Raw genomic sequence first — 14,585 nt, forward strand, 5'->3', positions numbered from 1 at the left:
TTCACAATATTTAATTAACACTCAAACCTTTAACTGAAGTAATTAAAGCTTTATATTTATAGTAACTTTCCTTTGGAATTCGTTGCTGAGTCTCAAAATCAACATAAATTAACCCATAACGAGCAGTATATCCAAAGACCCATTCAAAATTATCCCACCCGGACCATGCCATATAGCCAATTAAATTTGCACCTTCTTTTTTAGCATCCAATGCTGCCTTAACATGCCTCTCAATATAATCTGTTCTTAATGGATCATTTACTTTACCTTCCTGCTTTACATCGTCGTTTTCAAAACTAGCTCCATTTTCTGTAATTAAAACAGTGGGATTATTATAATCTGTTTTTAAACGCATTAATACTTTATATAAGTCTTTTGGACTTACTACACCATTATGAGCCTTAACTTCATCTGTATTATTACCTAACCAGGTTGATGAAAAAGGAGCTTTTTTATCAGACTTCACTAATGCAGGGGCGTAAAAATTTACTCCTAAAAAATCTGGAGTATTTGCTTTTAAAAAAGCTAAAGTATTTTGATCCGGATTAAACTCTGGCACATATTTTTGCACCGAATCTTTAACCTGTTTAGGATATTCCCCTTTTAAAACAGGATCTAAAAAAGCTGTATTCAATAATTTATCCTGAAAATTTGCCGCTATCTTATCTTGATTACTTTCTGGATTTAAAGGATAGGTTGGAGATAAATTTAATGTAATCCCTATTTTCCCTTTCAATCCCATGCTTTTATAAATCTGAATTGCCTTAGCACTAGCAATAATTTGATTTAACCCCTTTTTATATCCATTAGCAAAACGCTCGGATTGAGATTGATTGTTTACCCCATCATTAGACAAATAATCAAACACCAAAAATTCAATATAAGGTTCGTTAAAAGTTATAAAATAATTCACTTTACTCCCTAAACGATCGAAAACAACAGAAACATAATTCTCATACCAATTAATCATCTGTGAGTTATCCCAACCACCTTGTTTTACAAGAGCCATAGGGAAATCGAAATGATACAAAGTTACAACGGGTTCTAAATCAAAAGATTTCACGTCATCTATTAATTTACTGTAATGCTCAATAGCTAGTTCATTAACTTTTCCAACCCCATCAGGTATTATTCTACTCCAATCTAAAGAAAAACGATAACTATTCGCCCCCATATCCTTTAGCAATTTTAAATCTTTCAGATACTGCTCCCTATTATACATATTAGCAGAAACATTTGCCGTTTGCTTTTCACCAATTACAAACTGTGTTACCCCTACTTTGTTCGTTAAAAAGTCCCATTTAGACTCCCCTTTTCCTTCTTTATTGTAATTACCTTCTACCTGGTATGCCGATGTAGACACTCCAAACAAAAACTCTTTCTTATTTACATCTAGATCTTTTTGAGTTGTTTTTGATTTTTGAATACATGATACATGTAACATAACAGTTAACATTGTTAACGTTGCAATTAATTTATTTTTCATTTTCTTAGTTTATTATTGGACTTTATTTGAATCAAGAATAGCCACAGCTCTAGTCCAGCCCCCACTAGCTTTCTCTATTTTAGTTGGGAAACAAGACACTTTAAATCCGAATGGAGGCAATAAATCTAAATTGGCTAATTTTTCTATCTGACAGTATTCTTTATCAATACCAACATAATGAGCTTCCCAAATTATCCCTGGTTTTGGATTTAGCTTAAAACGCTCAATTTGTATATGTAGAGGCACATCCCATCCCCAGCCATCAGTACCCATAACTTTAACACCCTGATCGATCAACCATCTGGTTGCCTTAGCGGAAACGCCTACATGAATTTTCACATAATCTTCATTATAAATTCTTTTATCAGCATCGCAACGAATTAACACAATATCAAGAGGCTTTAAAGTATAACCTATATCAGAAAGCTTCTCTACTAAATCTTTCTCCTCTATTAAATAACCATCGGGTTTATCAGTAAAATCCAATACAACTCCATCGTTAAAAAACCATTCCAAAGGTAATTCTTCAATTGTCCTAGAAGGCTTCCCCCCACAAGTAGGAGAATAATGATACGGAGCATCGACATGTGTACCGCAATGCGTAGCTAAATACAACATTTCTCCAGCCAAGCCTTTGCCATTCACAAAAATATCTCCTTGAATATCTTTAAATAACCTCTTCCCTGTATTTTCCACACATTCCTCATGATTTTCATATTCAATTCTTGTAATTAGAGGCTCCTTTATTTTCTCTGAAATCGTAACAGAAAGATCTATTATTGACATTATTTTTTTGAATTAAAGTTTAACGTTTTATAATTATCGTTTTAAATACACCCCCTACCTAAAACACATTTTAATTTTTCTATATATATTCAAAATTTTACAAACTAGTGACTAGTAGCTATTAATCTTTTCAAATAACAAAAGGCAGCAATCACCTACACACATCCCACAAACCACCCACAATAATTGCACAATTAACAAAATAAACCTTCCTTACTTACAAAAATCATAAAAAAAAATAAAAACAAAATTATCAAACACATGAAACAAGTTATCAAAATCAACTATTTCAAACTACAAGTAATGGTTTTATATAGACATTAATAAAAACATTCTAAAATTTTATCATAAACTAGCAGTCAAACAATGAATCCCATATAATCATGAAAAAATCATTTTGCTTTTTACTACTAATTAAAAAATTATTACTCCCTTAAAAACGCAAAGCAAGAATGCCTTAGAACCAAACATTATCATAAATTTATGATACATATCCTGTGTTTTTAATTCTCGATTTTTGACCTTTGCACCGTTTTAAAAAAACAAGACAGATGAAGAAGATTTTTGTTATTAACGGAGGTAAAATTTTTGCTCACTCTAACGGACAATTCAATAAAACGTTATTGGAAATAGACCAATCATTCTTTACCAAAGACAAAGGTTTTAAACTTCAATTTACAGACATCAATAACCCTTATGATATCGAGGAAGAAATTGGCAAATTTCTTTGGGCAGATATCATCATTTATCATTTCCCTGCTTGGTGGATGGGGATGCCTTATGCACTAAAAGAATATTTAGACAAAGTTTTAACGGCTGGTCATAGAAAAGGTATGTACTACAGTGATGGACGCAAAGCAGAAAATCCAAATATCAACTACGGAACAGGAGGCCTTATGCATGGACGTAAATATATGGTAACAACCACATGGAATGCTCCAGAAACAGCTTTCACCCTACCTGGGGAATTCTTTAAAGAAACAAGCGTTGATGACGGTATCTTGTTTGGATTTCACCGCATGAATGAATTCATCGCCTTGGAAGCTCTTGAAAGCATCCATTTTCATGATGTCGAAAAAAATAATGGCCCTGAACAAATTGAAATCCACAAGTCAAATTACTCAAACCATTTAAAAAAGGTGTTCCTACCTGAATCGTAGTTACAAATTATTATTGACAGAAGCTGTGTTTGTAGTATTTTTACAATTCTTAATTGTACTGCCATGAAAACTTTAATCACAGTTTTATTCCTAGTTACCTGTCTTAAATCTCAATCACAAAACCCAAAAATTGAAGAAGTATGCCAATTTAAGGGACAGCAGGTTACGGGCGTTACCGTAAGCCAAAACGGAAGGATATTTACCAATTTTCCCAGATGGAGGGAAACTGTAGAAAACTCTGTAGTGGAAGTAGACAATAATGGCACCCCTACTCCATATCCAAATAAAACTTGGAACAATTGGGAAGTAGACAAACCTGTTTCAGACTCCATATTTGTAGCCGTTCAATCTGTTGTTGCAGACGCTAATAAACTATATGTTTTGGACACCCGTAATTCTCTTTGGAAAGGTGTTATCGATACTCCCAGAATTTTTGTTTTCAATCTATCAAACAATACTTTGGAAGATATCCTTTTATTGAGCAAAGACAGTTACAAACCCAATTCATACACCAACGATTTAAGGATAGACCATAAAAACAAGGTCATTTTCATTACCGACTCCAATGATGGCGCCATAATTGTCTATAATTTAAACACCCGAAGTAGCAAACGTGTTTTAGACAACCACTACTCAACAGAAGCCGAAACAAACCACCTCAACTTTAAAGGCAACAAATGGGGAGGTCATCCCGTACACTCTGATGGCATCGCCTTAAACATAGACAATAATAGATTATTCTACCATAGCTTAACTGGGTACACCCTCTATTCTGCACCTACCAATATTTTAACAAATGGATCTGAAAAGGAAATTGAAGCCAGTGTAAAAAAAGAGGCTAAAACGGGAGCTCCAGACGGTATGATATTCGATAGTCATGGCAACCTTTATTTAGCAGATTTGGAGCATTCCAAAATAGACTATCTTACTCCTGAAGGCAAACTAAAAACCTTAGCACAGGGAGAAGACATAAAGTGGGCGGACACATTTAGCATCCATAAAGGGTATTTGTATTTTACAAATTCACGAATCAATGAAATAAAAGGGGATATCTCCAATATGACATTCACGATCAACAGGATTAAGATTGATTAACTCCTGAAAAGGCTAAAGAATTGCTTTCAGTTCTTTAATTTTATAGAGGATTCACAGTTTAAATGAAAATCCTTTTTTAAGTCCCTCACCTGGGAACGTACTATTGCTTTTTTTAAATCCAATTTGGTATAGTATACATTATAAAATGTCAATTAAAATTTACCTCAATAACAACATATATACGAAAAGAATTGCCTTATAAGAACTTAAAGCAAATCCATCTCTTTTACCAAAAAGGCAGCCAATTAAATTGGCTGCCTTTTTGGTACTATTGTTTCAACTAATGCTTTTAATGCGCCATCAATCTAACATATCGAACATAACCTGTCCCTTCAAATTTTCCCTGTAGATTACCAGTCGTTAAAGCTATTTCCAAATCGGTATTGTAATATTCTTGCTTTTCTACAGCGCTTTCAAAACGAATGCTGTAATTCTTATCGATTTTAGATTCTGGAATTTCCAGCACCACAACAGATCGGTCTCCAGGCGTAATGGTTGCACCACTCACGGCATCGATTGTATTGTCGCTTTCGCCCAAATATTTCCACCAATCCAATAAGCTGTTAAACCAACTATCGTCATTCCCAATAAGTCGCAGTGTTTTTTCATATTTACCTGAAGCATCCAGTAACGAAACCGCAATATACGCTGGTTCTCCAGTGTACTTTTTGGTTTGTATCATGCACTTTATAGTTTTATTGGGTTCTATTTTTGCAGCTTTAAAAGCTGAAAACAACAGCACACTACACAATACACTTATAACTATGGTTATTTTTTTCATTTTGCTATAAATTAATTTATTTCCTTCTTTTATTCATATATATAAAATGCTCAACAAACGAGGGCATTTTACAAATCAACAATTCTCTAAATTAAATGAAATCAAATCTAGATTATTTTAGAAATGCTACCGAAACATGATCGCTCTTAAGCGTTTCGTTTTCTTTGGCAAGATCGTAAGCGGTTTCGCCAAATTCGTTTTCTATTTGTTTGTTAGCTTCTACGGAAATTAAATACTGAAGTATTTTGTCGTTTTCGGCAGCTAAAGCGGCAACATGTAAAGCCGTTGCTCCGGTGTCGTCTTGCCCATTGATATCGATATTTAATTCTGAAAGCGTTTTCAATAATTTCACATCGTTTTTTGCAGCTGCTAGATGATAAGCCGTTTCGCCTTTTGCTTGGGTAGCCGAAAAGTCCAATCCGGCATCTTTAAGTAAATTCAATTTACTGAAGAATTTTTCTTGCTCCTTCTCGATGGTTGTGCCTCTAAAACCGCGACCGCCTTTTTTAGCCACCGGATATGAATTAACTAGATATGCCACTAGAGTATTACCTTTGTTGTCCTTCACCTTAACATCAGCTTTTTGTTTCAATAAATTTTCTACGGTTTGCGCATCACCTTTTTCAACCGCTAACATTAAAGCTGTTTGGCCATCACTATTTTTCTGATTAATCAATTTTGAATTCACTTTTGGCAACATCGCATTAACAACTTCGGAGCTACGGTTGCCACAAGCCACCATAAAAGGTGTTTGACCGTCTTCATCTATCTGATTCACATCAACACCTTTTGCTAAAAAGTAATTTACAATCGCTAATTGATCGTTCTTTTTGGCTACATAGTGCAACACATTTCGTTTATGTTCATCTAAAATGGTCGGTGTAATGTTTAAATCGTCTACCAAATACTGAAACACATCTATAGAATTTGCATGACGGTAGGTACCTTGAGCTGCAATAAACAAAGCGTTATCGTTGTATGCTACGCCACGTTTTACCAATTCTTTCATAGTGCCTACATAGCCAATTTTAGCGGCGTGGTTAAAAGCTGTATTGCCTTTTCCGTCTAGACTTTTAATCGAAACGCCTTTAAACACCAAATAATCTGTAATTTCTAAATCCTTATCGTAAGGAATCGAAATTAATAAGATATTCGCATCATCTTTGGTTTCGTAAGTTTTGTTTAAATCTACTCCGTGTTTTACAAACACATCGATCATCTCTTTAGTTAAATGGCCTTGAAATCCTGCGTAAGAAAAAGCCGTGTGCGCATTTCCGTCTAAGAAATTGATATCGGAACCTTTTTCTAATAAATGATCCACAACTTCTGCTTTGCCAGCATTGGCTGCGACGTGTAAATAAATACGATTTTCAACCAATAAACGCGACACATCCACACCTGGCTGATCAATTAAATAATTTACAATTTCTGGAGAAGCACCGTTGCTCATGGCTAACATTATGGGATCTTTCATACCAACAAGATTCGAAAAATCGAAGCCTTTAGCCACTTCCGTTTTCACTGATTTTAAATCAGGGTTCCCTTTCCAGTAGTCGTTAGAAAGTAAATTATCAGATTGTGCATATAATCCGCTAAACGCTAACGAAAAAGTTGCAATTCCTAAAAATAAATGTCGTAACATAAGGGTATAGTTTATTAAAAGAACCTGTACATATTTTTAAGTTTAAACACTTACAGGTACGCTGTTTTTATTGTTTCTGAATTATTCTTCGTATTGTAATTTTGCTAAACCCCCTATGTCTGTAGCACCTTCAACCACGATTCCTGCTGTTGCTGTAGCATTTGAAGGGTCGATTACATAAACTGTCGGGGCGGTATCGTTAGTAGTGATTGGTAAATACGCTTTACCATCGGCAGCAAAAGGCCATCCTGCACCGCTAACATTTCCTGAATCTGGCAAACCGTTAATCCAAGAGAAGGTTTTAGATGCCGTGTTAACAACAGCATATTGGTAAGCGGCTGTGTTGTTGGAAGGCTCTAATTCGTTGTAGAATTCTAATAAGAAATACGATTCGGTAATGTGCCATACTTTACGGAAACCAAATCCGTCTGATAAAGCCTGAATATCGAAATAGTAGCTTGCATCGAAATCGCTAGCGCCTTGGTTAATTTTTAATACAGCTCCTGATTTTGTTCCTCCGTTAGGATTTGCAAACACGTAAGTATTGCCATCGTCGTCGTTCGCTAATAAGGAATAACGCGCCGAACGCCAGCGACCTAAAGCTTCACCAATACGATCGTCGTGCATTACTTGTAATACGTTTAAATCGGCGTCTAATTTTACCACATAACATTCGTTAATATCGCCATCTGTAAGTTGTACAGCCGATATGAATGAACCATCTCCACAATCAGCAATTCCTACTAAGCCTGTATCTAAACCGTTACCAACCAAATCCATGGTTTCTAAGGTTTTTTGAGACACTGCGCCGTTATTATCCAAATCGATAAAGTAGAAGTTTGCACCTACCGTATCATCGGCAAAGGTTACACCACTTCTGGTGGTGACAATATAATTTTCAAAAGGCCCTAAAGACGAATATCCGTTAGTCATTTGAAAACCGGCACCTATTTCTTCTAAATTACCTGTTTGATCTAAACCAAACATGTGTCCGATAGCAGGATTTCCTTGACGGTAAGACAGACCAATCACAGCCTTTGTTCCGTTGTAAGCATAATGCGTATAAGTATTTGGGTCTTCAATACCATTTCCTGTCGTGGTTGTGGTACCTTGAGTTAAATCGTCTACATTTATGTAATAAGTACCATTACCATTTTCGGCAGCGATAAAATATTGTACTGCGCCTTCTGGTTCTGGATCGGGATCGGTTGACGGACTGTCGTCGTCGCTACAAGAAACGATTAAGGACGTTGCCAAAAGACTGAATAGAAATGGTTTTCTAAGCATATTCAACGGTTTAAAATTTGTTTTCATTTTGAATTTGTGTTTATAAATAATTATTTTTTTAAATGGCTTTGTTCCAGTAATAGCGCAACTTAATATTGAAGCTTCTACCTGGTTTTTGCAGACTAAAATTGTCGTACAACATGGCATCAGTAAAGTTTAGAGCTTCCAAACTAATGTTGTAACGACCGTTTTTCATGGTGTAATTCACCGAAAAATCATGATATATCTGTTCTGGTAAAGTGGCTTTGGTATTGCTGTTACCCTGACTTTCCCAAAGCAGATAAAATTCGCCCACAAAATTGAAGTTGTAGTTCAAGCTCAAGGTATTGCCCTTTCTCCCCACGTCGTGCAAATAATAAGCAGCATCGGCATTTCCGAAGAAATACGGAATGTTAGGCATACGGTCGTTGTAGGTAGGTGCTGAAACGCTAGAAGCAGCATCTCGCATTTTTTCTTTATTCCGAAGTTCCATGTAGGTTACAGTACCACCAAGCATAAAATTATTACCGTGATAGTAGCGCAATTCGGCATCGACACCTATGTTTTGTACACGTCCGAAATTGACATTGCCAATCGTACCGTAACGGGCATTTTGCACTTGCTGAATAAAATCTTTATTCAATCGATAATAAGTATTCACATCGGCATAAAGCACATTGTTGTTAGGCAATTGCTTATTCATGGAAATACCTAAATTGAAATTATTAGAATTTTCTGCGCGTAACCCTGAATTAGAAGAAGTTAACAATTCATCGCCAAACAACTCCTGGTCGGACGGCAAACGATAGGCTTTTTCGTAAGACGCCTTCAACTGGATATCACCTTTTAAATGTCGCGTAATAGCTACTCCATAACCGGTAGTTGTAAAACTGCGGTCGTCTTCAATGTAATAATTGTTATTGGCAACAGTCGATGTATCTACAGGCCCTAAAACATGCTGATAATAATGTTTGGCAAACAGATTGGCATGCCATTTCTTACTTTTTCGATAGTTATACGACAGTCCAACAACATTTTTTGTAGAGGCTCGTTGCATCGTATCAGCAGCCGAAGTTAATTCATCTAAAGGTACATCGCTCGATACTTTTCGGTTATAACCAGAAACCACATTGTTTAATACGATACTGTGATTCTTATTAATTTCGTAAGTCGCATTTGCTGTGGCCGAATAGTTGGTATTTACAAAATCGGACAACACATTGGTACCGCTTTCGCCTTTGGTACGTGTTGGCATATAGTCGCCATACCAATTGTACAAACGCGCCACCGTATCGACATTTTTATTATTGGTATAATTATAATTTCCTGTAATCCGCAGATTAAGATTTTTTACACCCAGATTTTTTTTATAGTATTCTAAAGACGGTAAAACCGAAGCCGCCGAACGCGTTCTAGCTCCGTAAACAATTTCTAAGGTAGATGCGTTTTGCACATCGGCATCCAAATTACCAGCAGTTAAACCAAGATAAAACCTATCGGCCCACCATTTATTTACAAAACCAGCTTTAGCCATAACCGTTTGGTTTCGATATTGGTCGTGAAAACGACGTACCGTATAATCGCCTCGAATATAGGTTCCGGTTTCTACATCTAGCATTTTATCGAGCTGTACTTTGTAATCGTTATCGGAATAATTCACAAAGCCATTCACCAAAAATGAAAATCCGTTTTTATTGGTATAGCCCACGCTGGTATTGAATCGATGGGAATTAAACGAACCAAACGCGTAAGAAACATCGGCATACGTATTGGCTTTTTGGTTGGTAACAATGTTAATGGCACCACCAATAGCATCACCACCAAATTCAACTGGAACTACACCTTTATAAACCTCAATGCGGCTAGCCAAACTCACAGGAATATTATTTAGCTGAAAAGCATTTCCAAAGCCTTCCATAGGCACGCCATCCATAAATACTCTTACACGACGGCCTGTAAATCCGTTTAAAGTCATATTCATTTGAGACCCCATACCACCCGATTCGCGCATTTTTACACCAGAAGCACGATTGAGTAAATTCCCCAAATTCATGGTGGTATGTTTTACTTCGCCAGCATCCAGAGCCACCACATTAAAAGGCGTTTCCCGAACTTGCTGAATGGCCGTTTTCCCCACCAACTCCACTTCATCTAGTTGCGTAGAGCTGTCTTGTTGAAGTTTAAAGTGTTTCTGGAAATGTTGTGAAGCATTAATTTTTTCCGAAACCGTAGCATAGCCCATAAGTTCGCAGGTCAAATAAAATTCGCCTACAGGAATTTCTAATTTATACTTACCTTCGACATTCGTAACAGTGTATGTGGTACTCCCTTTTATATACACATAAGCATCGTGTAGAGGTATGCCCGTCGCATCGGTTACGGTACCGCTAACAAAAACCGTTGTGTTCTGTGCCATTGAAATCAGAGGTAAACCAATGAATAACAACAATATAAAAATCAAATTTTTAAAGAAATACAGCATTAATTTTTATTTATACTTATTCTAAATTATTTTTGTCGCAAATATCAAGCAAGTATGTTAATCTGAATTTCTGAAAAAGAAATTTAAACTTCGGAAAAGGAAATATGTTGTTACAGTCTTATTTTAAAGAATTAAATACCGAGTTTTACAATATCGATTTGTTGCAAAATAGTGCTCAGAACGAACTTAAAAATACATCGGTTAATATTAAAACGTCTGATTACGATATTACAAGCGAGATTTATCACGGACAGCATTTTTGTATAATAAACACTAGGCGATGTAACGAAAAATTGCTTACTGAGCATGTAAATATTACCGGGCCTTATGTTTTGATTGCTTATTTAATTAGTGGAGACATGTCTATAAAATATAAAGAAGCCAGAACCAAGGCGCAAGTAGACTACGGAAAGCTAAATATATTATGCGGCGATAGCATCAATAACAAAGTAAAAGTACCAGCAAATAAAGAAACCGAATCTATTTTAATCTATATAAAGCACTCTTACTTTATTAGTTTATTACAACAAGAAACCTGGAGTAAGAATCATGCTGTTTTTTCTAAAATTATTACAGCGGATTATAGTGCTCCCCATATTGCATCGCTGGTTGCAAACTTTCATATACATTCCATTTTAAAGGGTATTATGTTGTATTATAAAGCAGAACATCGGAAGAGTTATTTTTTAGAGCTGAAGGTCCGGGAGTTGTTTTTAGCTATCGAAGATTCTTTAGCACCCCCTCTAAAAAAGGAGCTATTGCATTTGGATAAAATACAATCGGCGAAAGTATATATTGATAAACACTATTTGCAAACCCCAACCATAAAAGTGATTTCCCGTTATATTTTGTTGAACGAAATGCAGTTGAAAAATGATTTTAAAAAGGTTTATGGCATTACTATTCGGGCATATATTATTGAACTTAAATTAAAAAAAGCACTTCAATTGTTAAAAACCAATACAGTTGAAGATGTATCTACTCAATTAGGCTATAAAAGTGTTTCTCATTTTATTACTATTTTTAAAAATCACTACGGTAAAACACCTAGTAAAAGTTAATTAGATGACTTGTGTCTTTAAAACTTTTTGAAAATATTAGCAACTGCTTAAACCCCATTTTACAAAGAGGTTTTTGAAAAAAAATCAGGAATACTTCGCATTCCTTGATTATAGTTTTTAACTAATTTTTAGTCAGTCCCCTTCGATCTTGGGCAGAACCATCCTCTGCAACACCATATTTCCAATAAGAAAACGCATACCAGTCTTTACGTTCTAAACTTTGCTCTTGCCTTAATAGGTCTTGCATTTCTTTAACAATATGGTATTCGGCCGCAGCATATACAAATTTATTGGGATAAACATCTAATGGTATCTCCTTCATAACGGATACCAATTGACTATTCTCACCTGGCGTGGGATTAAACACCCAATGAATCTGAATATGTTCAGGTTTTTCAAGTTCTAAGACGTCTTCTGGTTCAGGGACTTCCAAAACCACTTGACCCTGAGCATTACTTGGCAATTGCTCCAATATAGCACTTATAACAGGTAACGCCGTGTGATCCCCGACCAACAAGTACCAATCTGCCTCTTGAAAAAGCGGTTTGCGTTTTGCCTTCATTAAAACTCCAAGCTGATCGCCTGGTTGCGCATTAATAGCCCATTTGCTTGCGGGGCCCGTTTCTCCATGCATCACAAAATCCACCGTCATCTCCGATTTCTCAAAATCAATGGCACGCAAGGTATAAGTACGAATATAAAAATCGGAAACTCCTCCTTTGGGTGGACCATCAGGTAATTGTAGAGGTTTGGTCTTGTCCATAGGAATAACCAATTTATTATTATCTCCTATATTAGCTTCCTGAAAGAGATCCATCTGGTCACTTTCCAAAATAACGCGTATGTAATGAGGTGTGACAAAAAACTTATTCTTAACTGTTAAAACATCTCTCATCATATTAGGTTTTTCTATCATAATTTCAATAGGCTTTAGTTAAAAATGGCTTAACCATTTATATATTCTGAATGGATTGAGTAACATGAATTTTGTACCTGTAGTTAGTTCTTTCAATTTAATACCTCATCCATAAAATCGTCTTTATAGGAACGTCCTAAAGGGATTTTGGCATCATTGGAAAGTACGATGAGATTACCACTAATTTTTTTGATTTTCGAAAGGTTGACTACATAAGATTTATGAACCCTTATAAACGAATGTGGTTTCAAGGTATCTGCCCAATAACGCAGCGAATCATAGGTGAGATACTTTGTCTTTTCTAAATATAACTCCGTATAATCGGCATCCGATTTGATATAGAAAATACTATCAATCTCCAGGCGTACATGTTCATGCCCAGATTTAATAAACACTTCTCCCTTTTTTCTATTTACATCAGGCTCGCCAATAGGAACCTGAGCAGTTTTACTTCCTTCCTTTTTTGGAACTTTTAAAACAGCTTTCACAAAACGTTCAAAAGAAAAGGGCTTTAACAGGTAATCTACCACGCTGTATTCATAACTTTCTAAAGCATACTCCGAAAAGGCTGTAGTAAGAATCACATTGGGTTTTGTCTCTAATGTTTTTAAAAAGTTCAATCCAGAGAGTTTCGGCAAGTGAATATCAAGAAAGATAAGTTCCACGTGATTCTCTTGAAGAAACTGCATCGCTTCCAAAGCATCAGAAAATGTCCCAAGTAGTTTTAAGGTTCCTAAGTCAGCAATATATTTTTGTAACAATCGCTGTGCTGGCGGTTGATCTTCTACAATAATACAGGTGGTTATTTTAATCATCTTTTTAATCGCATTTTTAATGCAACTTCGTAAACATTGCTTTTTTGATCGATATTAAGGTCGTATTCATTTTCATAAAGAAAATCCAATCGCTTTTTCACATTTCCCAGGCCAATTCCTTTGGTTAAATTATCGCTATTACTCTGGTTTCCAAAACTGTTGCTACACTTAAAAGATAATTGATCTCCTTCAACATGCAAAGCAATGTCCACAAAAATATCTTGAGATTGACTTGCTGTGCTATGCTTAAAGGCGTTTTCTATAAACACATTCAAAATTAAAGGAGCTATTTTATATTCACTGGTCATTTCAGGTACGTCTAAAGTTACTCGACCTCTGTTTTCTATTTGTAACTCATTTAATTTTGTAAAATTTTGCACATGCTCAATCTCCTTTTCCAGAGGGACAAAATCCTCTTTACAATCGTATAACATATACCGTAAAACAGAAGCCAGTTCTAAAATAATGGAAGGTGTTTTAGCTGAATTCTCTATTGCATAAGAGTACAGATTATTGAGGTTATTAAACAAAAAATGCGGATTGATTTGCGTTTTTAAAAACTGCAGCTCACTTTCTTTCACCAAAGCTTTCAGCTGGTTTAATTCCTGTTGTCTTTTTATCGAATCCCAGGCAAATTTAAAACCTACTAACAACATCATAACCGGAAGCACATCAACAAGCGTATAAAAAATATTGCCAATGTCACTCCCTTTTGATTCAGGAAAAAAGAACGGTTCTAAAACCAACTCTTCAACAAACATAAGCCAAACCGTCAACAACACTAAAGCAACAACAAAAGTTTTATATTTTTCTTTATAAAAAAAACGCGGAAGCAAAACATAATTGATAAACAATGCGCCAAGGGCATAATTTAAATAATAACAAATAGTCCACAGCTCAATATTTAAACGTGAGGATTCAATGGCATAAGAAAAAAAGAGCACCAAGTTTAGTATAAACTGAAACAAAATCTCCTTTCTTTTGCTCATATGACTTTCATTATTAACATTCATAAATTCAAATTTAAGGTTTTAAACATCCTCAAAAGAATAAAAACTCCTTAACGACCAAATTATTCATCTAAACAACAAAATT

The 14,585-nt window shown here is 35.4% G+C and carries 12 protein-coding genes; 3 read left to right on the top strand and 9 right to left on the bottom strand.

Annotated features, from left to right (window positions below; genetic code table 11):
* Positions 1–10 precede the first annotated feature (10 nt).
* Positions 11–1,486 carry a glycoside hydrolase family 1 protein gene (locus I3217_RS04960; protein WP_435048641.1) on the bottom strand — a complete coding sequence of 492 codons (1,476 nt, stop codon included), beginning with the start codon at positions 1,484–1,486 and terminating at the stop codon, positions 11–13.
* A gap of 12 nt (positions 1,487–1,498) precedes the next feature.
* Positions 1,499–2,272: a cyclase family protein gene (locus I3217_RS04965; RefSeq protein WP_435048642.1), complete on the bottom strand. Its 774-nt coding sequence runs from the start codon at positions 2,270–2,272 to the stop codon at positions 1,499–1,501.
* Positions 2,273–2,823: 551 nt separating this feature from the next.
* Here I3217_RS04965 and I3217_RS04970 point away from each other — a divergent pair.
* Together I3217_RS04970 and I3217_RS04975 are read left to right on the top strand one after the other, a co-directional pair.
* The gene (locus tag I3217_RS04970) at positions 2,824–3,432 is read left to right on the top strand and encodes an NAD(P)H-dependent oxidoreductase (RefSeq protein ID WP_435048643.1); all 609 of its coding nucleotides are present in this window, start codon (positions 2,824–2,826) and stop codon (positions 3,430–3,432) included.
* 63 nt (positions 3,433–3,495) lie between these two features.
* Positions 3,496–4,527, top strand: coding sequence for an SMP-30/gluconolactonase/LRE family protein (locus tag I3217_RS04975; protein WP_435048644.1), 1,032 nt, complete (start codon positions 3,496–3,498; stop codon positions 4,525–4,527).
* A gap of 289 nt (positions 4,528–4,816) precedes the next feature.
* On the opposite strand, the gene I3217_RS04980 is transcribed toward I3217_RS04975, so the two are convergent.
* From I3217_RS04980 to I3217_RS04995, 4 genes are all read right to left on the bottom strand, one after another.
* A complete protein-coding gene (locus tag I3217_RS04980) occupies positions 4,817–5,308 on the bottom strand; it encodes a DUF2271 domain-containing protein (RefSeq protein WP_435048645.1) in 492 nt (163 codons plus the stop codon).
* Positions 5,309–5,420: 112 nt separating this feature from the next.
* Positions 5,421–6,950, bottom strand: a complete 1,530-nt coding sequence (locus I3217_RS04985; protein ID WP_435048646.1) for an ankyrin repeat domain-containing protein — start codon at positions 6,948–6,950, stop codon at positions 5,421–5,423.
* A gap of 81 nt (positions 6,951–7,031) precedes the next feature.
* Entirely contained in the window at positions 7,032–8,264 is a 1,233-nt protein-coding gene (locus I3217_RS04990) for a DUF4374 domain-containing protein (RefSeq protein WP_435048647.1), read from the bottom strand.
* 31 nt (positions 8,265–8,295) lie between these two features.
* On the bottom strand, positions 8,296–10,632 hold the full coding sequence (locus I3217_RS04995) for a TonB-dependent receptor (RefSeq protein ID WP_435048648.1): 2,337 nt from the start codon (positions 10,630–10,632) through the stop codon (positions 8,296–8,298).
* 170 nt (positions 10,633–10,802) lie between these two features.
* Here I3217_RS04995 and I3217_RS05000 point away from each other — a divergent pair, with 170 nt between their 5' ends.
* Positions 10,803–11,759 carry a helix-turn-helix domain-containing protein gene (locus I3217_RS05000; RefSeq protein WP_435048649.1) on the top strand — a complete coding sequence of 319 codons (957 nt, stop codon included), beginning with the start codon at positions 10,803–10,805 and terminating at the stop codon, positions 11,757–11,759.
* A 121-nt stretch (positions 11,760–11,880) separates the two neighbouring features.
* Here I3217_RS05000 and I3217_RS05005 read toward each other — a convergent pair whose 3' ends face one another.
* From I3217_RS05005 to I3217_RS05015, 3 genes are all read right to left on the bottom strand, one after another.
* Positions 11,881–12,675, bottom strand: coding sequence for a siderophore-interacting protein (locus I3217_RS05005; RefSeq protein WP_435048650.1), 795 nt, complete (start codon positions 12,673–12,675; stop codon positions 11,881–11,883).
* A gap of 92 nt (positions 12,676–12,767) precedes the next feature.
* Positions 12,768–13,490: a LytR/AlgR family response regulator transcription factor gene (locus I3217_RS05010; RefSeq protein WP_435048651.1), complete on the bottom strand. Its 723-nt coding sequence runs from the start codon at positions 13,488–13,490 to the stop codon at positions 12,768–12,770.
* Positions 13,487–14,503 (bottom strand): sensor histidine kinase, encoded by a 1,017-nt coding sequence (locus tag I3217_RS05015; protein WP_435048652.1) that lies wholly within the window; start codon positions 14,501–14,503, stop codon positions 13,487–13,489. The genes I3217_RS05010 and I3217_RS05015 overlap by 4 nt, the downstream gene beginning before the upstream one ends.
* Between the last annotated feature and the right edge of the window lie 82 nt (positions 14,504–14,585).

It is taken from the genome of Formosa sp. S-31, from assembly GCF_051172795.1.
Taxonomy (GTDB): Bacteria; Bacteroidota; Bacteroidia; order Flavobacteriales; family Flavobacteriaceae; genus Formosa.